We start from the raw sequence: 22,468 nt of genomic DNA on the forward strand, positions 1-22,468 counted from the left end.
GGTCGCTGTGAGAATATACTTCGACAAGGCGTTCCAATTACAAGAGCTTATGCAGTACGCGGCACCGAGTATTATCCAAATAGGTAACGAACTGAAGATCGATTTACATTCGACAAATGTATTGAACTTCATGATGCTTGAGCCTATCGGTGAATCTGTTGAAGAACTCATGGGTGTTGAGTTAAACTGCATAGAATATGACCCAACAGCAAGTGTCGAATTACTAGAATTTAGGAACTTAATCGAACTTGATGAGAAAAACTTTGAAAAATTCAAGGTGGCAAATGTTGTAGCTCGATACGTGAAAAATCAAAAATCTTCGAACGAGCCAAGGTTTTTGAAGGTTGAGAATTCTTTGTATGGTGTTGAAGTTGTCTTAAGTGTCGAGCAAAAGTTTTTGCTTAGCCATGCAGAGTTCTTTGCTCACAAAGGGTTTACCTTTTTACTCGATTGCATGATAGCCTCGATGCTTGGTCAACTCATGAAAAATGAACCAGTAAAAATTTCAAGCGCGGAGCCTTTGATGTATCGCTTAAATTTGGAAAATATTACTGGGGAGAAAGCTGAGGAACTTGGTCGAAGATTTTCCGAAGTTAATGCTAAGATGGTTGATACAATAGATGGTATGTTCGTTTTATTGAGAGGTATTTCCGAGAAGTTTAAAGATAGCGTTTTGGAAAAGCATCGAGAAAGTATAATCCCCATTTTGACTGAAGGTGTTGATTTAGATAAGTATATAAGTGAACTTCAAATGCTTGATGGAGTATTGAAGAGATTGAAAATGTAACTTCTAAAGAAGGGGATTGGATTTGAAATGTTGCAATATGAAAAGTTAATTACGTCTTTAAAAAAGAATGAAAAACAAAAAGTTGCGACGATTTGCTATGCAGAAAATGATGGGAAAATATTGTTTCTACTTAGGAAAAAAGAACCTTTTTCTGGGTATTTGGTGCCTCCGGGAGGACATGTAGAAAAAGGGGAAGATGTTGAATCGGCAACGAAGAGAGAATTTTTGGAGGAAACAGGACTTGAGCCTGAAAATTTGAAGTTGAAAATGGTGACTTCTGAGATAGGACCGGAGCATTATAATTGGATACTTTTTATATTTGTTGGAAAGACAAAAGGAACCGAATTTGTTGAAAGCGAAGAAGGTGAGTTAGTTTGGATAGACAAGGATAGAATACTAAACGAAAACCTTTCTCCAATAGACAAACTCCTTGTTCCGTATATACTTGATGGAACGGACATTGTGTGGAAAGCAGAGATTGAATACAATGGCGAGAAAGAAGTATTTCGGTGGCATGTAATAGAATTACAAAATTTAAATACCAAAAGATAACATTACATATAGAGAGGTGACTCGAAACGTGGAAATACAACTTTGGACTAAAGGAGAAGAAGCGGAATTCTTCAGAACCTATTTAAAGAGAGTCAAACCAGAAAAACTGTTTTATTATCTTAAAGAAGAGGATCTCTATTATGCATATTATCCTAAGAGTTACAAAGGTAAAAAAACAACACTTCAAAGCAGAAATACACTTATCGGAGAATACACTGAAGAATGGGTTTGGAAGCTTCTAAGTAAGGTTATTGAAGATGGTTCTAAAGATCCACAATTTAAAGAATTATTTAAGGACCGAAATCTGAGCGTTATTAAGCATCTTGTATGTGAAGAACTTGGACTGGGTAGTGAATCTCCTGCCGATATAGCTATTATTAGATCAGATAAAGTAGATAAAAATAAGATGAACTCCGAAGATATACTCTTGATTTTTGAAGTCAAAATGTCGATTGTTTGGAATTGGAGCTATTCATCAAAAACAAATGAGTTAGAATGCAAAGGAGATTTCACTGAACACCAAGGTAATCCTTCGTTGTTAAGATCAGACAGCATGTTGAAAGCAATTGGAAAATCTTTAAGCATTAGATTAAAAACTGCTGAGAAATCGCCAATACCCATAATTGTTTTGGGTAATACACCGATAACAGAGCATTATGCAGAAATGGTTGATAAATTTAAAGAGAAGGGAATTATTCAAGGATTCTACTCTTTGAATCCTTCAGTGGTTAAGGGTTTACAATCAGCTAATGATGTCGCACACAGTAAAGGTAGAAAAGAGGGCTATATTATAAAAACAGAACATGAGGGGTTCTTAACAGTGGAAAGTTACGAGGATTTTAAAAACAGAGTATTAACTCTTATGAAAGACTTTGTCGAAAACAAATCTGTATTCCTTTCATGCTTGATTGACAAAGTGGTTCTTGGTAGAATAATAGAAAAGGCAAGCAAAGAGGAGAACTATGAAAAAATGGCAGAAGTCTTTGTTGAGCTTCTGCAGGATGGTGAGTAGAATGCCTAAGAAAAATGGTACTATCACAAGCCCGTTTGGTGTTTCTGGAAGAAGCAACCACGATTCTACACCTTTCTATAACAGCAATTTGTATAGTGGACTACAAAAAGAAAAAAACGTAGAGTATGTCGAGAATCCATTAAACAAAGATGTTCTAAATAAAATTTTCCCTAAGAGTAGTGAAAATATGGATGAACTACCAGATAACAGTGTACATCTCATGGTCACTTCCCCACCTTACAATGTTGGCAAAGAATATGATAAGAACCTAACTTTTACCGAATACAGGGAATTTTTAAAAAGAGTTTGGAAAGAAGTATATCGTGTGCTTGTTCCTGGAGGGCGGGCATGCATAAACATAGCGAATTTGGGGCGTAAGCCATACATTCCATTGCATGCATATATTATAGAAGATATGCTTGAAATAGGATTTCTAATGCGCGGAGAAGTCATTTGGAATAAAGGTGCAACAGCTAGTTCATCTACAGCATGGGGGAGTTGGATGTCAGCAGCGAATCCAACATTAAGAGATGTGCATGAATACATTTTGATTTTTTCTAAGGAGAAGTTTTCTAGGAAAAATCCAAGTGGTAGGAAGAGTACAATAACAAAAGAGGAATTTTTGGAATTCACAAAGAGCGTATGGACGTTTTCTGCAGTATCTGCAAAAAAGATAGGACATCCAGCGCCTTTTCCAATAGAACTTCCATATCGTTGCATTCAGTTATACACGTTCGAAAGTGAAGTAGTCCTTGACCCATTTATGGGAAGTGGTCAAACAGCAATAGCTGCACTCATGACTAACAGATTCTATATAGGTTATGAAATTAATGAAGAGTACGTAAAACTTGCTAATAAGAGAATTGAAGAGATTCGTATGAAACTGGAAAATAATTTTCCACTTTTTGAATGGGCGAGGGAAAATAAGTAATAAGGCGAGTGTGCAAACTCGCCTTTTTGTTGATATTTATATCCCAACTATCAAATACTCGTTTTTCTCAGTCGAGTAATTCCCAACAATCTTTATCCTAATCGGCTTTTTAAAAATGGGTCCGTCGTAAACTACTGTATGATATTCGCCATTTTCACCTGAAAGGTCGATATTGAGTTTTTCGATAAGCTTTAATGTTTCACTTTCTTGTAGGTCTTTTCCAAGCAGTTCTTTGTATTCCTTTTTGGTTGCTATAATCTTTGCTTTAAAGCCTTCTTTCAAAAATTCTTCCAGCAATTTCTCCCTTGGCTCGAGCCATAAGGGTTCTAACGCTGTTACGTTATACGTTTTGCATACACGTTCAACCCAATCTCTGTGTTCTTGTAAGTCGATGTCTCCGAATATGCCTATGCCATTTTGTGTATGCTCTTTTAGAAATTCAAGAAACTCTTGTTCGTAAGTTTCCCAAGCGGCACATCTTATTATGGAACGTGCTCCTATACTTTCAGCCTGCGCTGTGATGATTTCTCTTGGCAAACCGTGTGCACGGGTATGAATGCAAGTTTCATCAAACATGGTGAAGAGAATGTCTACTTTTTTCAGTTCTTTTAAAGCTCTGTTCAGTGCTAAGGCGGAATCTTTTCCGCCACTCCATGAAGAGAAGATAACTTTGTCTTGTGTAAGCAATCGCGATACCTCCAAATCTTTATTCTTTACTTAAAAGTCTTATTCCATCTCTAAACTGAAATCAATGTATTTTACCTCGCTTGTGAGCCTTCCAATAGAGATTACGTCTATATATTCGCAGAGGTATTCTTCTATTTTATCAGGATTCACCCCTCCAGAAAGTTCGATTATCACATTTGGGTATTTTTCCTTTAATGCCTTTGCCACTCGACAAGCTTCTTGTGGGGAAAAATTATCAAGCATTACTATATCTGCACCTGCCTCACATGCCTCGAAAGCCATCTGCTCAGTTTCCGCTTCTACCTCTATCTTTTTACTGAACGAAAGTATTTTTTTCACTTGCTTAACGGCTTCAGAAATCGAACCATAAAGCTTTATGTGGTTGTCTTTTATCATTGCACAATCGGATAAGTTCAATCGGTGAGTATCCCCTCCACCGTGGATAACAGCAAGCTTTTGCAGTTCACCAACGAATGGAATAGTCTTTCTTGTTGCTGCAATTTTGACCTTTCCATTTGTTTTTTCAACGATATTTCTTACTTTTGTTGCCACACCGCTCATGAATGAGAGAATATTCAAAATTGTGCGCTCACATATGAGGAGGTTATAAGCATCTCCGGAAATTTTAGCGACTGAGCCTTTTTTCACAACATCTCCATCTTTACATGAAAATTGTATAGTCAAGTTAAACCGTTTGCATACATCTTGAACAATCTCCACACCTGATACGACGGCTGACGGTTCTTTGAGTAATATCTCACCTGATACATTTTTTCCTCTGAGAGGATATGATGCGAAGTCTATGAAATGCTCATCTTTTCTTATCAATTCAACAATGGCATCAACTATCTTTTCATGCACTTTTCATCACCTTCGCATCTTTTGATTCGGTTATTTCAAGCATTCTTTCGATAGCTTTTCTTGCTTTTTTGGCGATTTCTTCATCTACATGCACTTCAATTTTTTCTTCCAAAAGAGCGACGTAGGTATTTTTAAGATTGTTCTTTTTCATATTGTAACAAACCATACTGGGGACAGGAATGAATATTTTATCTGGATAGAGTTTTTGGAGTTTTGCAATCATTCCAACTTCGGTAACTACGATTAATTTCTTTGCGTTTGTGGTTGCTGGATATTTCTCCATTTGAGATGTACTACCGACAAAGTGTGCTAAGTCTCTAATGCCTTTTGGAACTTCAGGATGTGCCATTATTTCTGCATCCGGATGGAAGTTTATAAGTTGTTTCAGTTGGTCTTCTTTAACATAGTTATGGACATAGCAATAGCCTGTTTCGCCTGGAATTGGGATAATGTTTTTGCCTGTTTTTTCCGCAACATATGATGCAAGGTTTTTGTCAGGACCAAAGAGCACGGTATCCGAATCAATGGCTTTAACAATGTCAACAGCATTTGCGGAGGTGCAAACAATATCTGCGTAAGCTTTAACTTCTGTTCGGCTATTGACGTAGACAACAAACGGAGCATTGTATTTTTCTTTGAATTTGATAACATCTTCCACTGACAATGAATTTGCCATCGGGCATGTTGAGTGCCTGACTGGAACGATAATTTTTTTCTCGGGATTTAGAACTTTCATGACCTCTGCCATGAAGTCGACTCCAAGGAAAAGTATTTTCTTTGCATCTATTTTTGTGACCATCCGTGCCAGTTGGAGTGAGTCACCAAGATAATCAGCAATTTCCTGTAACTCAGGAATTTGGTAATTGTGTGCTACAATCACATACCCTTTCTCATCTGCAAGCTTTCTTATGTCCTCAGGTCTTACGCTCACTGCACTCATCAACATAGTTATCAACCCCCGATTCTGAATTTTTCCGTTCTCTTTTTCAATGCAGCGGCAAGTGACAATGGAGCGAGATAGCTTGTTTTTGGGTTTGGCGATGGTTTGTTCTTATGGATGATTTTGTATTCCCCGACAGATGAGTAGATATTAATCTCGTGTATATTTCGGTCAACGTTTGGATCAGCAACTATACGTACATTGACTTTGTTGAAATCACCAACAGCGAGTGAAAGTGTAACGGAGACGTTTGTGTTTTGAGGAAACTTAGCTATGGCTTCGCGTGCGTTACCTGTGAAGATAGTTTGTTCTTGGACTGTGTCTTCAAGTCCGAATGCTTTTGTAGGTTTGCGCGTAATTATTTCAACTCTTTCTATGAAATTGCGAATGGAGTATATTATATCCAAACCTCCAATTGCTCCCGATGGAATATAAACTGTAGAATCCGAATTTTTCAACTCTGCCATAAATCTGTCAAAAAAGTCTTCGTCAGAAAAAGCTCCAGAACTAATGATGTAAAAATCTTTTCCACTCTTTAGGATATCTAGACCATATTGCTTCACAGCTTCTACACTGGCACATTCAACAACAACATCTGCTTCATTCGGAACGGTAAAATTATTTATTCTTTCACATGGAAGGTTTGTTTGGACTACATCGTAATACCAGCATTTTTCAATATGGTCTTCGAGCTCGCTGTACACAATGTTCGCTATATTACCACCACCGATGAATAGTATTTTCATTTTTGAACGCTCCTTTCAGTCTTAAGTATAGTATCTTTACGATGTTCTAACACAATTATACCTATAATAATACCTGCTGTCAAATTCTGTAAAGTGGCTAATAAACGAAATAGATTTTTTAACTAAAACGGAACTAATTTTGCGAAATGGTTGTAGAATAGTACTATGATCTAATTTCAAAATACATTTTTTGAAGGTTAAATAGCACTATTCTCTCAATTTTTTAAGTTTCGATTACGTTAGGAGGCGATTCTATGAAAAAAGAGGAGGACATAGAATTGAGGAAAATTGAGTTAAGAAGGAGAAAAGCGCTTTCTGCTATCTTTAATATTTTAATTAGTTACGGTCTGGTTTGCGGCAGTATATTTTCGGCTTCGAACTCTCTGAAGGGCTTTCTGCTATTTTTGGCTCTTATTTTTCTTGTCGTTTCCGTTGTCAAATTTCTTTTTGTGAGAGCTTATAGAATCTTTGCACTGATTTACTTGTTTGGATTCTTGTTACTAGCAATTTATAGTTTCAAGGTTATGTTTCCTACACTTATGCTCTATTACCTTCTCATGGCTCTTGCTCACATGTTGTATTTCAAGAAAACGAAGAAAAAAATGTTCTCCATTCTTTCATCGTTATCTTTTGTTTTTTCAGTAGTTGATGCATTGTTAAATCTTCTAGGTCTGCATTTTGCTAGTTTTCTCCTACTTTTAACCCACCAATTTCTCCTTGCGTATGCCTTTTCAAATGCATGGTACATAGATGCATTCTACTTTATACCAAGGCGAAAAGAATACATAGATGAGAATATTTTGTTAAATCGCGAAATCAATTTGCCATTTGAATTGAAACAACCAGCTCGGCTATTTAAAACGTTCGGAGAGATATATTCTTCCCCGTTTGTTGATACTGAAGAAACAGTTTATATCGTGTCTGCTGATGCAACGTTTTACAAGTATGCTTTCGATGGAACGTTAGTATGGGGCATTGAGCTTGGTTCGGAGAGTTTTTCAGGACCCTTTGCTGACAAAAATGGGAATTTGTACATTGTGGATAGCGGTGGTGAAGTTAGAAAGTATACAATTAATGGAGAAAGACTCTGGAGCTCTAAGATAGGGAAGACTCTAACTTTTTCAGCAGCACTGTTTGATGATAAGGTTTATGTGATGACTTTTGATGGAAAGTTATACGAAGTAGATTCGAACGGGAAAAAAGTGGTATTAATAGATTTGTCGGAACCAGTTGAAATTACCCCGATTGTGACAGAAGATGGAATATATGTGGTAACATATGAAGGTAAACTTTACAGATTTTCAGGAGATGGAAAGAAGATCTGGAAATTCAATGTGGGAAGTGTAATGTCTGCACCGGTAACGAATGGCAAAGGTAGTGTGTATGTATGTGGTTGCGATGGATATTTGTATTCACTTAATTCAGAAAATGGAAGTATAAATTGGGTATTTAAAACAAAAGAAATGATTAAACTCTCGCCTACTTTGGATGATATGGGTAACTTGTATGTTGGTTCTGGAAAGGAAGTGTTTTGCATAAATTCAAAAGGTGAGTTAACTTGGAAGGTTAAATTAGATTGTGAAATTTCCGTTTCTCCTACCGTTCTTTCAGATGGACATATATATGTCGGTTGCAAAGGTGGAGATTACTTTGCTTGGAGAAATGATGGGAGAGTTAAATGGTATTGGAAAATGATGACGGGAGTATACGCAAAACCTGTTATGTCCAAATCTGGAAGGTTATATGTAGCATGTACGGATGGAAATGTCTATTTGTTTGAGTGAACTTGAATAAGTTTACCTAGTTGGGAGGTGATATTATTGGATAGGACGGATATATTTAGGATCGGTAGTTGGAAATGGATAATAGTCAGTTTTGGTTTCACTATTTTCTTTGGTTGGTTCATTTTCGGATCGTACAGTACAAACGCTTATATTTCGATCGGGGAAAGAGGTATTGATTCCAAGTTCTTTTTGTCTTCAGAATATATTTCACGCTATGTAGATAAAGTTAGAGAAGCTCAACCAGAAAATTTTGTTTATTTGCATGTTCTTGATTCATTTTTTGCTTTGAGTTACTTTTTTTTTCTTATGATCATCATCTGTCAGAATTTTTCTTAGGCATATAGGAATGGAGAACGAATTTTTGACATTGTTGTCACTATTTGGTGGAATGTTTGACTTGATTGAGAACATATTGCTGATTTGTGTTGTGTTTTTCAAAGAGAAAGTCCTAGTCTACCTTAGTAGGCTTTTGATTTTTGTAACGCCCTCAAAGTTTGTGGCTTTATCCATTTCGGTTGTTGTTTTAGTGATAGGTATTTTTGTAAGTTTTTTTCAAGAAAGGAGAAACTAGAATGGAAACATTACGGATTCTGACGCTGAACTTACATACGTACCAGGAAGTGGTTTTCGAAAAAGGCGATACTTTAGAGATGTTTTTGGGAAAGTATAAACCTATACAGCAAAAGATTGCGAATTTCATTGTTGAGAATGATATTGATTTTGCATTTTTTCAAGAAGCTGGGCAATACATTGACGATTTATCAGACAAAGAAGTGTTTGGAATAAAAATTAAGAAGAGCAATTACGTGAGGATTTTATCTGAACTGATTGCTGGGAAAGAGTATTACTTTGCTTGGGACATTTCACACTATGGTTTTGGTGTGTGGGAAGAAGGGCTCGGGATTATTTCCAGCAAGCTATTTGTGGAGTTCGAAAGTAGGTATGTTTCTAAAGAGAAAGATTTGAGAAGTTTTTATTCAAGGAAAATTGTTAGGGCAAGAGTTAGAGATGGTGATGACTTGATAGATCTTTATTGTGTTCATCTAAATTGGAAAGAAGTGGGATTTGTGGAAGAATTTTTAAATTTGGTAAACTGGATTGAGGAAATTGGAAACGATAGATTTGTGATTGCGGGGGATTTCAACATTCCGTATGGTTCTGAAGAATATCAGTTTGTGATTAACACTAAAATTTTTGGAAAAAGATTAATCGATACCTGGGCTATTGCCAATCCTGAAAAACCTGCTCAACCAACTTTTCGGGGAGACATACTTTCAAAAGCAAGTGAACGGATAGACTATATCTTTATTCCGGAAGGATGGGAAGTGAAGATGTCAGAGATTGTGTTTGATAAAGAAAAAGTATCTGACCATATGGGAATATTTTGCGAAGTTTTTAATAAATGCAATAGCAAAAACAAAGGGGCTTAACGCCCCTTTGCATTTTTAGATTGTCTGAATCCACAAAATCTTTGCTTTCTGTTTTCCAGGGTTTCTCATGTAATGGATGCAATCACCTGAGTAATAGAAACAGTCTCCTTCATTGGCGCGGTATCTTTTTCCATCGATGTAGATATCAACGGAACCTTCGATAACGTAACCGAATTCATCACCATCGTGGTAACCTTCTTGTTCGGTTTGCGCTCCAGGTTCTAATTCAACAATCTTGGCATCGAGTTCCTTATCTTCTACAGCATCCATGAGGATTTCGATATTCACACCCTTTGGTAGGTCGTACACAGGCACACGTTCATCCTTTTTAAATATTATCTTTTTCTGTTCATCGGAGAAGAAATGCTTCAAATCTGTTCCCAGAACGCGTAATATCCTTTCCAGTGTTTCAACCGAAGGAGAGACTTTGTCGCTTTCAAGTTGGGAGATGAAACTTCTTGATAAGTCACATCGGTCAGCCAATTCTTCTTGGGTATAGCCTCTTGCTAAACGGAGTCTTTTCAATTTACTTCCCAATTTCATCGTTTCACCCCTAATTGATTGTACGTTTCTCGTAGTATTCAAAACCATTATACAACAATCCCCAAGAAATTCAGCAAGGACGAAAAAACGGCAGGAGTACTCCTGCCGCAGGGGGTGTGAACATGTCCTTTACTCTTCTTCGATGTATTTCTTAACAAAATTTGGAAGTGCGAATGCTGCTTTGTGGATTTCTTCGTTGTAATATCTCAATGGTTCTTTGAAGTTTCTTACTTTTTCTGGGTTGTAGTCTTTTATCGGGTCCCAACCGGCCTTTGATGCATATGTATAGCTCCAAATTCCGCCTGGATATGTTGGCATAAAGCCAAGATACATCTTAACCAGCGGGAAGTTGGCTTTGATTCTCTTGTAGGCTGTCGAACCCCATTCCCAGTCGTAAGCCATACCTTCCGTTTGTGCGCAGAGAATACCATCCTCTTTAAGTGCTTCGTTACAAGCTTTGTAGAATTCAAGTGTAAAGAGGTGTCCTCCCTGTCCTGCTGTTGGGTCTGTAGAGTCGATGATAATAACATCAAATTCGTTTTTGAATTGTCTTACGAATTTTGAACCATCTTCAAAGACCAACTCCACTCTTGGGTCGTTGAGCTTGGATGCTGTGTACGGAAGGTATTCCATGGCTGCCCTAACAACCATTTCATCGATTTCGCACATGACAACTTTTTCTACACTTGGGTGTTTCAATACTTCTCTAACACTTCCTCCATCTCCGCCACCGATGACGAGTACTTTCTTTGGATTTGGGTGCATGAACATCGGTACGTGGACAAGCATTTCGTGATACATAAATTCGTCAATTTCCGTTGTCATCGTGATACCATCAAGTGCAAATACACGACCGTAGAAAGGTGATTCAAATATGTCTATCCTCTGATAAGGGCTTTGCGCAGAATAAAGCCATCTGTTTACTCTCATGAATAATCCGCCAGGGTCTCGAGAATACCATTCCATGTATAGCATATGTCTTCCTGGTTTGAGTTCCATTTCTTCCATAGGCATTCCCTCCTTTTCCTTATATTTTATTTAGCTTTCTCGTGTCAGATAATTCACATGCATCAATTAAAGACTGACAACTACCTGTTCATTTTCGTTAACAACAGCCTTATGAGATGCAGTCTCAGGAATGCCTATTTCGTCGTATCTGCCTCTTAGGTGTTCAACAACATGCACTCTCTGAGATTTGAAAACTTTCTTGAGATATGTGAAAGCCTTCCACGGATCTACATGGTCACCACATGTAAATAGGTCAACGGCTGCATAGCCGTATTCTGGCCATGTGTGAATTGTCAAGTGCGACTCACTTACAACAACTACACCGCTCACTCCATAGGGGAGGAACCGGTGGAAAGATGAGTTGACGATGGTTGCTCCGGTCTCGTAAGCTGCCTGTTTCATGTGAAACTCGATAGCATCGATGTTATCAAGTATTTCTTTGTCACAGTCGTAGAATTCCGCAATGATGTGTCTGCCCAAGCTTTTCATCGCAATCCCTCCCCGATAAAAGATTTTCTGAATGTTCACTTAAGTAGACATACTTTTTCCATATACATTGGCATGTCTATTTAAATGAACACAATGCGTCAGTATTGCGAACAATATTATATACCCTTTCTTAAGATTTTTTAGTTAAGATAATGTAACAGTTTGTGTAATTTTTGAGTGCTAAATGTGTGTTGAATAGAGAGGTAGATTATAATATTTTGCCTTGAAATTTTAAATAGAAGAATAGTTGAAAGGAGAGGTGGAGTGTGGACAGGCAAGAGAGAAACGCTATGATTCTAACAACTTTATTTATCACCGGAATTGTTGTCTCAAACGTTATCGCGGCAAAAGTTATTAAACTTGGAGTGTTTCTGTTTCCAGCATCGATTGTTAGCTACACTTTTACATTTATAATCGCAAATATGATGTCAGATGTAGTTAGTAAAGAGCGTTCAAAATTTTTAGTTTTCATGGGTTTCCTCGCTCAAGTGACTGCAAGTGGTTTAATTTTGCTGGGATTGTTTTTGCCATCGGCAGATATAAACAGAGGAGAAGCTTATCGGTTGCTTTTGGGAATTAATTGGAGGTTTACACTTGCTAGTTTGTCCGCATACGGAACTTCTCAGTTGTTGAATTACTATATTTTTAATTCTAAATTCTTCAAGAAAGCGTCTACTGCAAATTTAATTTCTGTTCTTGTTGCTCAATTTTTTGATACATTGATATTCACACTTGTTGCATTCATTGGTGTTTACGACGGTTTGTTCAATATGGTGTTGTCTCAGTATGTAATAAAGATTATAATAGTAGTGATAACCAATCCGATATTTTTGTTGACGAAAAAAATGAAAGGTTAAGACTAAAGTAATAGGAAAAAGGTTCCAAAGGAGTTGATAAGTTGTACATTTTTGAAACATATGGGTTAAAGGGTTCAAGGAATATGGCAATTGATGTTGCGCTTGGCCAATTAGCAGTCGAGTTAAACGATGTGATTCTTAGGTTCTATACATGGGAACATCCGACGCTCTCTCTTGGCAAGCATCAGAAGGCAAGCGATGTGGATTTTGATTACCTTGAAGAAAACGGATTTGATATTGTTCGAAGACCATCCGGTGGACGTGCAGTCCTACACTGGGACGAAGTGACTTATTCGATAATTATTCCTCGAGGTCATGAGCTTTTCAAACTTGGAGTACTTGAATTGTATAACCTGATTTCTAAAATCATCGTAGCTGGATTGAATAAACTGGGATATCCTGTAGAATTAACAACGGGAAAAAACAAGCCGTCCAGTCACATTTGTTTTCAAGTGCCTTCTGCCTATGAAATTACTTTGAATGGTACAAAAGTAGTCGGAAGTGCCCAAACCAGAACGCAAGATTACATACTCCAGCATGGTTCGATAGTATTAATCCCACACGAGGAAATCAAACATTGTTTTAAAAGCACAAAGAACCTTGATATACCTTTAATAGGGCTCTATGACCATGCATACAACGAATTTTCGCAGATAGTGGGAAGTTTGAAAAGAGCGTTTGAGAACTATTTTGGTAAAGGAACAGAATTTGACGAAAATTTGCAAACGAAGGTTTTGGAAATCAGCACGGGATTTGAGAAAAATTTCGTTGTTATGAAAGATGAAATTTTGGCAAAGGAATAGAGGGAAGTGGGATTATAGTCAAGGATGGGAAAAACGAAAACATCTTGATTGGTAATGAAACTCTTGGCATATTGTATGTTGTTGGAACACCGATAGGTAATCTCAAAGATATTACTCTTAGGGCTCTTGAAACTCTAAAAAGTGTAGATTTAATACTTGCGGAAGATACCCGAAGAACTTCTCATCTGCTCTCTTATTACGGTATCTCCAAACCTATGGAATCGTTTAACGAGCGAAATTCTTTCAAAAAGATGGACAACATAATTGGGCGTTTGAAATCGGGGATGAAGATTGCCCAAGTTTCTGATGCGGGAATGCCGGTGATTTCTGACCCAGGTTGGAATCTTGTTAGAAGATGTCATGAAGAGGGAATAAAAGTGGAGGTAATACCAGGACCAAGTGCTTTGACAAGTGCGGTAGCTATAAGTGGCTTTCGCGGAACTTATTTTTATTTTATTGGCTTTATGCCAAAAGATAAGAACAGAAGAAGGCTTCTGAGAAAAATCAAGGATAACGAATTGATTGAACGCTTTGCTTTTTTCGAAAGTCCAGAGAGGTTGAAAAAAACGCTGGAAGATGTATACAATATCCTTGGAGATTGCAAAATCTTTATCGCAAGAGAACTCACAAAACTACACGAACAGCACTTTTATGGAACGGTTTCTCAGGCATTGAAGCATTTTGATAAAGTCAAAGGTGAGATAACGGTTGTTGTAGAAAAGTTAGAAGCCACACAAATTCCAGAAGGTGAGGAAAGCCAGAATTTAGAAACCGGTGAATAAATACAATAGAACCATAGGAGAGAAATTATATGCTTAAAATTGAGACAGGGGAATTGAAAGGCAAGACGGTCGATACTGTTCCAGACCCAAGAACAAGATATACATCAGCGATAATTCGAAGAAGTCTGGCAAACATGGTAGATTTTGAAGGAATGACTTGTTTAGACATATGCGCAGGTAGTGGTATTGTAGGTATTGAGATGCTAAGCAACGGGGCACAGCATGTAACTTTTGTCGATATTTCTAGTTTATCTATATCAACGATAAAAAAGAACATCAGAAAGTTAGGTTTAGAAGAAAAAGTTGATATAAAAAAAATTGATGCACGCCGGTTTTTGGAATCTTATACCGGCGTTTTTGATATTATCTATTCCGACCCACCATATGAACTGGGACTTGTTGATGAAATTACCTCGCGTGTTCACAATGTCATGGGAGAAGGTTCTCTCTTTATCCTTCAGTGTTCCAAAAGAGAAAAACCGAGTGAGAGTATAATTGAAAAACTGAGAGTTGTAAAAGAAAAAGACTATGGGGATACTTTGTTGATTTTCTTTGAAAAAGCATGAAATTTGGGAAAGTTGTGATATAATTAGTTAGGGGTGTTAAATATGCCACTATCGTTTGCAAAAAAAGAGAGAGAAGTGATAGAGCGCTTACTTGCTCTATCCAAAAAGACAGTGGAAGCAAGTGTTACGCTAAGAGAATTTTTTGTCTGTTATTTTGAAAAAAGGTGTGACAAAGCTCAGAGTTATTTTCTGAGTATTAAACGCATAGAACATGAAGCTGATGAGCTCAGGCGTGAAATAATTTCTGAAGTTTATAAGGGACTGTTCTTACCCGACATGCGTGAGGTTATCCACTCATTAACAGAATCTGTTGATAAGATTGTCAACAAATGTGAATCCGTTAGCAAGATTATAGATTACCAACGCCCGAATGTTCCTGACGAACTGAAGGAAAAGATGATTAAACAGCTGGAGTGTGCTGTAAAGGCTGCAGAATCGTTTGTAAAGGCAGTTGAGAAACTTTTTGATAATCTTGATGAAGTGAAACATTACGTAGTTGAAGTGGAAGGGTTCGAACACGATGAAGACGTGCTTGAAGAAGAATTGCTAAAATCGATATTTGGTAAAGATTTGCCACTTGCCGAAAAGATGCAGTTGAAGGAATTGGTAATAAACATAGGGGACATAGTTGATAGGACGGAAGACGCCTCTGATATATTGGAGGTATTGTTATTAAAGCTCGCGTACTGAACATGCGCAGTTTTTTGTTAATATTTTCTCTGACGTTTTTAATGTCTTCAACACTCACTTTTGCTCAAGGTAATGATGATTATGGAATCTACTACGTTTACTATAATACTATAGTCCCTGTTTACAAAACGCTTTATAAAATAGATCCCTTTTTCGAGTATACCAAAGTAGTTGAATATAGATGGAAAAGATCAGAAACAAGACTTGTAGAAATTAGAAAACCAAGAAATCAAGAACCTTCGGTAATCCTTATACACGGAATTGATCCTAACGAAATAAATGGAGAATGGACAAACTACAAAAATTACTTTGTCGATACTTGGAAGAGATGTTTACCGGAAGAATATGGGCTATATATTTTTGTTTATCCATCTTTAGATATCCCGTTAGAAGAAAGTGCTAAAAAACTTGTGCAAGAAATTCAAAAGTTAGCCTTAAGCACGGAGCAAAAATGTTTTAATTTCTACGCCCACAGTATGGGTGGATTGCTTTTAAGGTATGCGTTGCAAGATAGTGGTTTTAGGAACCACGTTGCAAAGGTGATTTTTGCTGGAACTCCTCATATCGGTTCGCCATTTGCAAATTTTATTGTAATGAACAAAAAAATATTAAAGCTTAGAAATGATTGGGATTATCTCAAAATGATTTTGATTAGCGCGAACTCGGTAGGAATATTTATAGAAGCGCCAAACTATGATTATTTGCTGTATGGAAGAGAGCATCCAGGTATTCCGGAAACTGTTGAATTTATGAATTTCGCAAGTGTAATAAAAAACAACAATGACCCCATTGTTCAGAATATCTTGAGAACAGAGCCTTTTTCAAGCGTAGTCATGATTTTTCTGAATTCGGTAAGCAGGGTAATATTTCCAGAAGGGGAATTTACAAAAAACGATGGCATGGTTCCGCTGATTAGTGCGACAGCTTTTGGTAAAAGTGAAATATTTGAAGGTTTTGACCATGCGGATTTTATTTTGAGTGATATAATTGTAAAGAATGCAATAGAATTTTTCTATCCAATCGAGAAACCAGAAAAAGTTTCATGGAAGAATTGAAGAAGAAGGTGATGAACATTGCTATCCAAAACCATTAAAAGTGTTAGCTGGACTTTTATAATTTTAGTAAGCTTGTTCCTTCTCACTTCTTGTTCAATACCATTTGTTCCCGAAGTTCCGCCTGCAAGTTATTCAGTTGAGGCGGCGATAAACGTTATCGCAAATAAATACATGTTGTTAGATTCAGGATGGGTAAACGGATTTGGTGATATGGAACTTGGTGAAGGTAGGTATGCAACTTTTGATGGTGTAGATGGATTTTTAATGGTCTTTAAATACGAAGACCCAGACCAGGCTAAAGCATCGTGGGACAAGATAACAAAAAGGTATGGAAACCCTCTTAGGTTGAAGTATTTGAAAATAAATATGGGGACTTACGGTGTTTTTACAATTCGGTTAGAGAACACAGATTTGTACAGTTGGTATAAAGAGAATTGGCTCTTTGTTATCACAGGTGACAAGATTGAAAAATTCGTGATGGACGTGAACAATATCTACAAGACCATAAGAACTGCAAGATAAAGGTGCGATATGAAATCAATGAATGAGGATAAGTCAAAAAAGATGAATGTCACAAAAGAAACGAAGCACATTGACTATTCTATAATCGGGGTAGACGAGGCAGGACGTGGACCATTGTTTGGACCAGTTGTTGCAGCAGCGGTTTATTTCGATGAAGGGGTTTATGTAGAAGGCATTGCTGATAGTAAGGCTTTGAGTGAAAAACAGCGCGAAGAACTTTACAATGAAATTTTTGCGCGTGCAAAATTTGGGTTAGGACTTGCGACGCCAGAAGAGATAGATTTGTACAACATTTTCCACGCTACTGAGCTTGCGATGAATCGCGCACTTAAGATATTGAGCCAATTTGTGGAAATCAAAAATGTCTTTGTTGATGGAAAGAATTTGAAATTGGAATTCCCTGCTGTATGTGTTGTTAAGGGTGATTCAAAAATTTACCAAATATCTGCAGCATCTATTTTGGCGAAAGTTACACGTGATAAAATCATAGAGAAATTCCACTTTCAGTATCCAGAATATAACCTGATAAAGCATAAAGGTTATCCTACACAAGAACATTTAGAACTTCTAAAAAAGTATGGTCCAACACCTTTTCACAGGTTGAGTTTCGAACCAGTGATTAGTTTAGTTTCAAAAAGTCTTCTTGATGATTGGTTTGACAAAGGATTAATTACAGAACCCAGATACAGACATCTTCTTAACTTGTTGGAGGTGGATCTCTTTGGTAACACGAGAAGAGCTAAACGAAAAGCCAGAAGCGAATGAACACAATCTGTTCGAAGCAAAGGTCTTAGATAAAGGTTTTGTACGTCTCGTTGATATGATGGGCGATGATTATGCTGCAGTCAAAGCTGCCCGCGTTTCATACGGTCAAGGTTTAAAGACCCCGGAACGTGATAAGGCCCTGATATTTTACCTAATGGAGCACGGCCATGAAACTCCATTTGAACATATTGTTTTCACTTTTCATGTAAAGGCTCCACTTTTTGTTGCAAGACAATGGTTTAGGCACAGAATAGGCTCGTTCAACGAGATAAGTCAACGTTACACAGAGATAAAAGAAGAAGAGTTCTATATTCCCGAAAATGTTCGTGTTAATGTTCCTGAGGACAGACAAAAGGCAGTTCCTGTGGAAGATGAGGGACTGCTGGAAAAAGTTAAGGATTTAATGGTAAAATCTTTTGAGGAAAGCTATAAGGTTTACAAAGAATTATTGAGTCTAGGTGTTGCCCGAGAACTAGCGAGAATAGTTCTCCCGTTGTCTACTTACACGCAGTTTTATTGGACAGTCAATGCACGGAGTTTGATGAATTTTCTAAACCTTCGTGCAGATTCGCATGCACAGTGGGAAATTCAACAATATGCGATAGCAATTGCAAGGATGTTCAAAGAAAAATGTCCGTGGACATATGAAGCCTTTACAAAATACGCTTACAGAGGTGATTTACTTGAAGCTTAAAGAAGTGTTAGAGCTTGTCGAAGGTAGAGTAGTTGCACCCGAAAATGCAGATTTAGATATAGAGATTTCTAAAGTTGCGGCTTCTGACCTAATGAGTGATGTTTTAGCTCTTTCTGAGCCAGGCTCTTTGCTTGTGACAGGACTTGCAACACCGCAATGTGTGAGAACTGCAGGTGTTGTGGGAATACCAGTGGTTTTAATTGTAAGGAATAGGGATATCATGCCAGAGACAGTAAAGGCTGCAGAACTTTCTGGTGTTGTTTTGTGTGTAACGAAAAAGGGAATGTACGAAGTTTGTGGTATACTTTACTCCGCAGGTCTTCAACCTGCTTATAACCGAAGTTGAAACTTATTTATTGCTTAAGAGGTGGTAAGTTTATGTTTTTGAATTTGGAACCGCTTTACTCATCAATTGTTGAGAACATAAAGGAACGAGTTTCAAAATTACCAAAACCACCGAAGTTGGCTGCCGTTACGTGTCAGCCGGACCTTTCTACACTGAGTTATTTGAGAAGCCAGGAAAAGCAAGCAAAAAGGTTGGGAATAGAGTTCGCTGTTTACGAGGCACTGAAGGCTTCTGATTTAAAATTACTTTTACCCAAACTTTCTTCGGATGATACAGTCAATGGAATTTTTTTGACCCATCCGCTACCATCAGATATTTCAGAATTGGAAGCAGTTTCTCTGATTTCTCCTGAAAAAGACGTTGAAGGAAGGCATCCTATCAACCTTGGTAACATTATGTATGATAACCCTATTTTTCCACCATGCACCGCAGAAGCGGTTTTAAGAATAATAAAATACGTTACGAACCCAGCTGGCAAGACGATAACGATAGTTGGTAGAAGTGTCACTGTTGGAAAACCTCTAAGTATGTTACTTTTGCAAAAAGGAGTAGATGCTACTGTTACTGTGTGTCACTCAAGAACTAAAAACCTTGCTGAAATAACGAGAAACTCAGAAATCGTGGTTGTTGCTATAGGAAAAGCAAAAGCACTCGGCAAAGAATACTTTAGTCCAGGGGCACTGGTTATAGATGTAGGTATAAACGTTGAGAACAATGAAATATTTGGTGATGTGGACCCATCAGTTGCTGAGATTTGTGACCTCACACCAGTTCCTGGAGGAGTAGGTAGGATTACGACACTTGTTTTAATGGAACATACCGTTAAAGCAGCCGAAATGGCAAGAAAATATTGATATATACCTTAGGAGGTGTTTATAGTGAGATTAGTATTCGCTGGTGCACCAGACGTAGGTGCAACGACATCGACAGGAACACAAACAAGTGCTTCAGGAGCTTTGATGCAAATGTTGATAATGCTCCTGATATTCTTCGCAATGATGTATTTCTTGGTTATTTTACCACAAAGAAGAAGGGAAAAAGAATTTAGGCAGATGATTGAGAGTTTGAAAAGGGGAGACACGGTTATTACAACTGGTGGAGTTGTTGGAAAAATAGTTGATATCAAAAAAGATGTAGTGAAAATAAAGAGCGCAAATTCTACTGAACTAGAAATTCACAAGGCTTATATAGCCAAAGTCATCAAGGAAAAGGAAGAGACAAAAGAAGAAACAGAATCCAAAGACTAAACATTCGGGGGAGGGTTTACTGATGCGCTCAGATCGTGTAAGACTCATAGTCTCATTAATTCTACTTGTTGCAGCGATTGTTGCTATGCTCTTGCCAGGTGGACGCCAGGCTAAAGGTCTTGCTAAGCTTTTCAGCCGTATCAAACTCGGTTTGGACCTCAGTGGTGGTGTCAGGCTTGAGTACAAAGTAGATATCGAAAAAGGAGTGGAAAATCCTGCTGCAGTTGTGGATGATGTCTGGACAGTCCTTAGAAACAGGCTCGACTCAGCAGGATACACGGAAGCAGTTGTTAAAAAGAGTTTCAGGGAGAACAATTCATTTATTATCATAGAAATACCTGATGCAACTGATACCACAAAAGCAGAAAAGCTCGTTGGTTCAACTGGTTTGCTTTGGTTTGGCCAGGCTATCGACGAAAGAGATTACGATCCTACAGTAAATCCGGATGATGTTAATCTCGCTTTAAGAGAAGGCGCTCAGTGGTATGCAGATAAAAATGGGAAAAAGTGGTATTTGATAAAGAAGGAAATAAACAACAGAAAGGACTTGGTCCTTGTTGGTCCTAAGGTTGTCGAAGCAGTGCCGACTATAGACCAGAAAGGAGTTGCTAACTACGTTGTTTCTTTCACCCTCGACAGGCAATTTGTTGAGCTGTTCAAGAACATTACAAAAGAACTTTACGTTCCTGAACAAGTGCTAAACGCAGGCACGACTCAATATCAACTTGCATTAAAAAAGAGACTTGCAATTGTGCTTGATGACAAGGTTCAGTTTGTTGGGTTTGTCGTTAGTCCTATCGAAGATGGAAGAGGACAGATTAGAGGTAACTTCACATTCGAAGAGGCAAAAGAGCTTGCAGCGATACTTAGAAGCGGTGCATTGCCAGCAAGGCTTGAAAAGATTTCAGCGAGCCTTATTTCACCAACACTTGGAAAAGATGCCCTTGAACAATCACTCAGGGCAGGTATCATAGGTGGCATACTTGTTATGGCTTACATTTTGATCTTCTACGGTGTTATGGGTATAGTGGCAGTCATAGGTATTTTCTATGCCCTAGCGATTATCTTTGGGTTCCTTGCGGGAACTGGAGCAATATTGACACTCCCTGGTATAGCGGGTATCATCTTCACAATCGGTACATTGGTTGATGGTAACATAATCATTTACGAAAGAATCAAAGAAGAGATGAGAGCTGGGAAAACACCAAAAGCGGCTATCGAAATCGCTTTCTCGAGGTCTTTCTGGACACTATTTGACGCGAACCTTACAACTATAATCGCAGCCTTGTTCCTGTATTATTTTGGAACAGGAACTATAAAAGGATTTGCAGTAACAACCATCGTAGGTATCTTTGCAGCAATGTTCATGAACCTTGTCTTTAGTAAATTCTTACTCGATGCAATGTCCGGTGCTATCAGAGTCAGAAAAGCAGGGGGTGCTCAATAATGAAGATTGATTTTGTCGGAAAGAGATATTACTTCATAGCACTTTCTCTTGTACTTATAGTCGTTTCACTTATCAGTATATTTACAAAAGGATTCAACGTGGGCTTAGAATTCATTGGTGGCAGTGAAGTGATACTCAAAACATCAAAAGACTACACAATTGTTGATGTAAGAAACAAAATAGCTGAGCTCGGCGAAGAGTTTAAAAAAGCAAGAATAATTGAAGTTCGTGCTCTTGGTCAGGAGGAACACAGAACATTTTCGATAATTGTTTCGCCAAGAAACGAAAATGGTGCCTTGAGAACCTACAATGCAGATGAAAAAGCAGAAATTTCAAAGAAGCTAGAAGAGATTTTAGATGCAAAGGTTGTTTCTTTCAACGAAGTTAGTGGAGATGCTGCAGATGAAATTAAAAACTTGACTTGGAAAGCTGTAGTTTTCACTCTCTTGGGTATACTTGTATACGTTGCTCTCAGATTCAAATTTGCATTCGGTGTTGGGGCGGTTGTTGCTCTAATCCACGATGTAATTATTACACTTGGTTTCTTCTCTATTTTCGGTTTTGAAATGAACATAGCTGCGATAGCTGCGATTTTAACGCTTGTAGGTTACTCTGTTAACGACACCATAGTAGTCTACGACAGAGTTAGGGAGTTTGGTAGAAAGTTCAAAGGAAGAGATATGGCATCCATAGTCAACGACAGTATAAACTCGGTTATAATCAGAACAATTAACACGTCACTCACGACCTTCTTTACTGTCCTAATGCTACTCCTCTTCTCAACAGGTAGTATTAAATCTTTTGCATTCGGTATGACAGTGGGCGTTGTAGTTGGAACATATTCATCAATATTTATAGCATCGCCTATTGTTATTAGGTGGGGAAAATCAATATAAAACCAATCTGAGGAAAGCACGGGGGCAC

General features: G+C 37.8%; 27 protein-coding genes. 20 read left to right on the forward strand and 7 right to left on the reverse strand.

Annotation, left to right across the window (positions count from 1 at the left end; translation table 11 throughout):
* Window positions 1-7: 7 nt before the first annotated feature.
* Genes FERPE_RS08505 through FERPE_RS08520 form a run of 4 tightly spaced genes read left to right on the forward strand, consistent with a single transcriptional unit; the run spans window position 8 to window position 3,282 of the window.
* Window positions 8-787: a hypothetical protein gene (locus FERPE_RS08505; RefSeq protein ID WP_014452217.1), complete on the forward strand. Its 780-nt coding sequence runs from the start codon at window positions 8-10 to the stop codon at window positions 785-787.
* A gap of 27 nt (window positions 788-814) precedes the next feature.
* Window positions 815-1,339 (forward strand): NUDIX domain-containing protein, encoded by a 525-nt coding sequence (locus FERPE_RS08510; RefSeq protein ID WP_014452218.1) that lies wholly within the window; start codon window positions 815-817, stop codon window positions 1,337-1,339.
* A 28-nt stretch (window positions 1,340-1,367) separates the two neighbouring features.
* On the forward strand, window positions 1,368-2,351 hold the full coding sequence (locus FERPE_RS08515; protein WP_014452219.1) for a hypothetical protein: 984 nt from the start codon (window positions 1,368-1,370) through the stop codon (window positions 2,349-2,351).
* Between the two features lies 1 nt (window position 2,352).
* Entirely contained in the window at window positions 2,353-3,282 is a 930-nt protein-coding gene (locus FERPE_RS08520) for a DNA-methyltransferase (RefSeq protein WP_041262894.1), read from the forward strand.
* Between the two features lie 36 nt (window positions 3,283-3,318).
* Here the strand turns inward: FERPE_RS08520 and FERPE_RS08525 are convergent, their stop codons facing one another.
* Genes FERPE_RS08525 through nadX form a run of 4 tightly spaced genes read right to left on the reverse strand, consistent with a single transcriptional unit; the run spans window position 3,319 to window position 6,516 of the window.
* Window positions 3,319-3,969: a Dph6-related ATP pyrophosphatase gene (locus FERPE_RS08525; protein ID WP_014452221.1), complete on the reverse strand. Its 651-nt coding sequence runs from the start codon at window positions 3,967-3,969 to the stop codon at window positions 3,319-3,321.
* Window positions 3,970-4,008: 39 nt separating this feature from the next.
* Window positions 4,009-4,830, reverse strand: a complete 822-nt coding sequence (gene nadC, locus FERPE_RS08530; protein ID WP_014452222.1) for a carboxylating nicotinate-nucleotide diphosphorylase — start codon at window positions 4,828-4,830, stop codon at window positions 4,009-4,011.
* A complete protein-coding gene (gene nadA / locus FERPE_RS08535) occupies window positions 4,823-5,776 on the reverse strand; it encodes a quinolinate synthase NadA (RefSeq protein WP_014452223.1) in 954 nt (317 codons plus the stop codon). Before nadA ends, nadC begins: the two co-directional genes overlap by 8 nt.
* Before the next feature lie 5 nt (window positions 5,777-5,781).
* On the reverse strand, window positions 5,782-6,516 hold the full coding sequence (gene nadX / locus FERPE_RS08540) for an aspartate dehydrogenase (RefSeq protein ID WP_014452224.1): 735 nt from the start codon (window positions 6,514-6,516) through the stop codon (window positions 5,782-5,784).
* A gap of 254 nt (window positions 6,517-6,770) precedes the next feature.
* On the opposite strand from nadX, the gene FERPE_RS08545 reads away from it, so the two are divergent.
* Both FERPE_RS08545 and FERPE_RS08560 read left to right on the forward strand, forming a co-directional pair.
* Window positions 6,771-8,300 carry an outer membrane protein assembly factor BamB family protein gene (locus tag FERPE_RS08545; protein WP_014452225.1) on the forward strand — a complete coding sequence of 510 codons (1,530 nt, stop codon included), beginning with the start codon at window positions 6,771-6,773 and terminating at the stop codon, window positions 8,298-8,300.
* 572 nt (window positions 8,301-8,872) lie between these two features.
* Window positions 8,873-9,730 (forward strand): endonuclease/exonuclease/phosphatase family protein, encoded by an 858-nt coding sequence (locus FERPE_RS08560; RefSeq protein ID WP_014452228.1) that lies wholly within the window; start codon window positions 8,873-8,875, stop codon window positions 9,728-9,730.
* Window positions 9,731-9,745: 15 nt separating this feature from the next.
* Here the strand turns inward: FERPE_RS08560 and FERPE_RS08565 are convergent, their stop codons facing one another.
* The 3 genes from FERPE_RS08565 to speD all read right to left on the reverse strand — a co-directional run bounded on the left by FERPE_RS08565 (window position 9,746) and on the right by speD (window position 11,770).
* Window positions 9,746-10,273, reverse strand: coding sequence for a helix-turn-helix domain-containing protein (locus FERPE_RS08565; protein WP_014452229.1), 528 nt, complete (start codon window positions 10,271-10,273; stop codon window positions 9,746-9,748).
* A 129-nt stretch (window positions 10,274-10,402) separates the two neighbouring features.
* Window positions 10,403-11,281: a polyamine aminopropyltransferase gene (speE, locus tag FERPE_RS08570; RefSeq protein WP_014452230.1), complete on the reverse strand. Its 879-nt coding sequence runs from the start codon at window positions 11,279-11,281 to the stop codon at window positions 10,403-10,405.
* A gap of 66 nt (window positions 11,282-11,347) precedes the next feature.
* Window positions 11,348-11,770, reverse strand: coding sequence for an adenosylmethionine decarboxylase (gene speD, locus FERPE_RS08575; RefSeq protein ID WP_014452231.1), 423 nt, complete (start codon window positions 11,768-11,770; stop codon window positions 11,348-11,350).
* Window positions 11,771-12,036: 266 nt separating this feature from the next.
* Between speD and FERPE_RS08580 the strand changes: the two genes are divergently transcribed.
* Genes FERPE_RS08580 through secF form a run of 14 tightly spaced genes read left to right on the forward strand, consistent with a single transcriptional unit; the run spans window position 12,037 to window position 22,440 of the window.
* On the forward strand, window positions 12,037-12,627 hold the full coding sequence (locus FERPE_RS08580; protein WP_014452232.1) for a queuosine precursor transporter: 591 nt from the start codon (window positions 12,037-12,039) through the stop codon (window positions 12,625-12,627).
* A 41-nt stretch (window positions 12,628-12,668) separates the two neighbouring features.
* Entirely contained in the window at window positions 12,669-13,430 is a 762-nt protein-coding gene (locus tag FERPE_RS08585; RefSeq protein ID WP_014452233.1) for a lipoate--protein ligase family protein, read from the forward strand.
* A 44-nt stretch (window positions 13,431-13,474) separates the two neighbouring features.
* The gene (gene rsmI / locus FERPE_RS08590) at window positions 13,475-14,212 is read left to right on the forward strand and encodes a 16S rRNA (cytidine(1402)-2'-O)-methyltransferase (RefSeq protein WP_014452234.1); all 738 of its coding nucleotides are present in this window, start codon (window positions 13,475-13,477) and stop codon (window positions 14,210-14,212) included.
* Window positions 14,213-14,241: 29 nt separating this feature from the next.
* Entirely contained in the window at window positions 14,242-14,778 is a 537-nt protein-coding gene (rsmD, locus tag FERPE_RS08595) for a 16S rRNA (guanine(966)-N(2))-methyltransferase RsmD (RefSeq protein WP_014452235.1), read from the forward strand.
* A gap of 42 nt (window positions 14,779-14,820) precedes the next feature.
* Window positions 14,821-15,468 (forward strand): TIGR00153 family protein, encoded by a 648-nt coding sequence (locus FERPE_RS08600; RefSeq protein ID WP_014452236.1) that lies wholly within the window; start codon window positions 14,821-14,823, stop codon window positions 15,466-15,468.
* A gap of 41 nt (window positions 15,469-15,509) precedes the next feature.
* Window positions 15,510-16,523 carry an alpha/beta hydrolase gene (locus FERPE_RS08605; RefSeq protein WP_155804145.1) on the forward strand — a complete coding sequence of 338 codons (1,014 nt, stop codon included), beginning with the start codon at window positions 15,510-15,512 and terminating at the stop codon, window positions 16,521-16,523.
* Window positions 16,524-16,541: 18 nt separating this feature from the next.
* The gene (locus FERPE_RS08610; RefSeq protein WP_014452238.1) at window positions 16,542-17,045 is read left to right on the forward strand and encodes a DUF3242 domain-containing protein; all 504 of its coding nucleotides are present in this window, start codon (window positions 16,542-16,544) and stop codon (window positions 17,043-17,045) included.
* 9 nt (window positions 17,046-17,054) lie between these two features.
* Window positions 17,055-17,810 (forward strand): ribonuclease HII, encoded by a 756-nt coding sequence (locus FERPE_RS08615; RefSeq protein ID WP_014452239.1) that lies wholly within the window; start codon window positions 17,055-17,057, stop codon window positions 17,808-17,810.
* Window positions 17,811-17,865: 55 nt separating this feature from the next.
* On the forward strand, window positions 17,866-18,504 hold the full coding sequence (gene thyX, locus FERPE_RS08620; RefSeq protein WP_052312887.1) for an FAD-dependent thymidylate synthase: 639 nt from the start codon (window positions 17,866-17,868) through the stop codon (window positions 18,502-18,504).
* Window positions 18,494-18,850 (forward strand): hypothetical protein, encoded by a 357-nt coding sequence (locus tag FERPE_RS08625; RefSeq protein ID WP_014452241.1) that lies wholly within the window; start codon window positions 18,494-18,496, stop codon window positions 18,848-18,850. The genes thyX and FERPE_RS08625 overlap by 11 nt, the downstream gene beginning before the upstream one ends.
* Window positions 18,851-18,882: 32 nt before the next feature.
* On the forward strand, window positions 18,883-19,704 hold the full coding sequence (locus tag FERPE_RS08630; protein WP_014452242.1) for a bifunctional 5,10-methylenetetrahydrofolate dehydrogenase/5,10-methenyltetrahydrofolate cyclohydrolase: 822 nt from the start codon (window positions 18,883-18,885) through the stop codon (window positions 19,702-19,704).
* 21 nt (window positions 19,705-19,725) lie between these two features.
* Window positions 19,726-20,097, forward strand: a complete 372-nt coding sequence (gene yajC / locus FERPE_RS08635) for a preprotein translocase subunit YajC (RefSeq protein ID WP_169312198.1) — start codon at window positions 19,726-19,728, stop codon at window positions 20,095-20,097.
* A 22-nt stretch (window positions 20,098-20,119) separates the two neighbouring features.
* The gene (gene secD / locus FERPE_RS08640; protein WP_014452244.1) at window positions 20,120-21,544 is read left to right on the forward strand and encodes a protein translocase subunit SecD; all 1,425 of its coding nucleotides are present in this window, start codon (window positions 20,120-20,122) and stop codon (window positions 21,542-21,544) included.
* Window positions 21,544-22,440: a protein translocase subunit SecF gene (secF, locus tag FERPE_RS08645; protein WP_014452245.1), complete on the forward strand. Its 897-nt coding sequence runs from the start codon at window positions 21,544-21,546 to the stop codon at window positions 22,438-22,440. Before secD ends, secF begins: the two co-directional genes overlap by 1 nt.
* The last annotated feature ends 28 nt before the right edge of the window (window positions 22,441-22,468 follow it).

This window comes from Fervidobacterium pennivorans DSM 9078 (genome assembly GCF_000235405.2).
In the GTDB taxonomy this organism is placed as follows: domain Bacteria; phylum Thermotogota; class Thermotogae; order Thermotogales; family Fervidobacteriaceae; genus Fervidobacterium; species Fervidobacterium pennivorans.

Excerpts from the sequence above, each read along its gene's own strand:
- FERPE_RS08615 (WP_014452239.1), top strand. The coding sequence starts at position 17,055 with ATGAAATCAATGAATGAGGATAAGTCAAAAAAGATGAATGTCACAAAA.
- thyX (WP_052312887.1), top strand. The coding sequence starts at position 17,866 with ATGATGGGCGATGATTATGCTGCAGTCAAAGCTGCCCGCGTTTCATAC.
- speE (WP_014452230.1), bottom strand. The coding sequence starts at position 11,281 with ATGGAAGAAATGGAACTCAAACCAGGAAGACATATGCTATACATGGAA.
- FERPE_RS08560 (WP_014452228.1), top strand. The coding sequence starts at position 8,873 with ATGGAAACATTACGGATTCTGACGCTGAACTTACATACGTACCAGGAA.
- FERPE_RS08605 (WP_155804145.1), top strand. The coding sequence starts at position 15,510 with ATGTCTTCAACACTCACTTTTGCTCAAGGTAATGATGATTATGGAATC.
- FERPE_RS08600 (WP_014452236.1), top strand. The coding sequence starts at position 14,821 with ATGCCACTATCGTTTGCAAAAAAAGAGAGAGAAGTGATAGAGCGCTTA.
- nadX (WP_014452224.1), bottom strand. The coding sequence starts at position 6,516 with ATGAAAATACTATTCATCGGTGGTGGTAATATAGCGAACATTGTGTAC.
- speD (WP_014452231.1), bottom strand. The coding sequence starts at position 11,770 with ATGAAAAGCTTGGGCAGACACATCATTGCGGAATTCTACGACTGTGAC.
- FERPE_RS08630 (WP_014452242.1), top strand. The coding sequence starts at position 18,883 with ATGTTTTTGAATTTGGAACCGCTTTACTCATCAATTGTTGAGAACATA.
- FERPE_RS08520 (WP_041262894.1), top strand. The coding sequence starts at position 2,353 with ATGCCTAAGAAAAATGGTACTATCACAAGCCCGTTTGGTGTTTCTGGA.
- rsmD (WP_014452235.1), top strand. The coding sequence starts at position 14,242 with ATGCTTAAAATTGAGACAGGGGAATTGAAAGGCAAGACGGTCGATACT.
- secD (WP_014452244.1), top strand. The coding sequence starts at position 20,120 with ATGCGCTCAGATCGTGTAAGACTCATAGTCTCATTAATTCTACTTGTT.
- secF (WP_014452245.1), top strand. The coding sequence starts at position 21,544 with ATGAAGATTGATTTTGTCGGAAAGAGATATTACTTCATAGCACTTTCT.
- nadA (WP_014452223.1), bottom strand. The coding sequence starts at position 5,776 with ATGTTGATGAGTGCAGTGAGCGTAAGACCTGAGGACATAAGAAAGCTT.
- FERPE_RS08565 (WP_014452229.1), bottom strand. The coding sequence starts at position 10,273 with ATGAAATTGGGAAGTAAATTGAAAAGACTCCGTTTAGCAAGAGGCTAT.
- FERPE_RS08510 (WP_014452218.1), top strand. The coding sequence starts at position 815 with ATGTTGCAATATGAAAAGTTAATTACGTCTTTAAAAAAGAATGAAAAA.
- FERPE_RS08545 (WP_014452225.1), top strand. The coding sequence starts at position 6,771 with ATGAAAAAAGAGGAGGACATAGAATTGAGGAAAATTGAGTTAAGAAGG.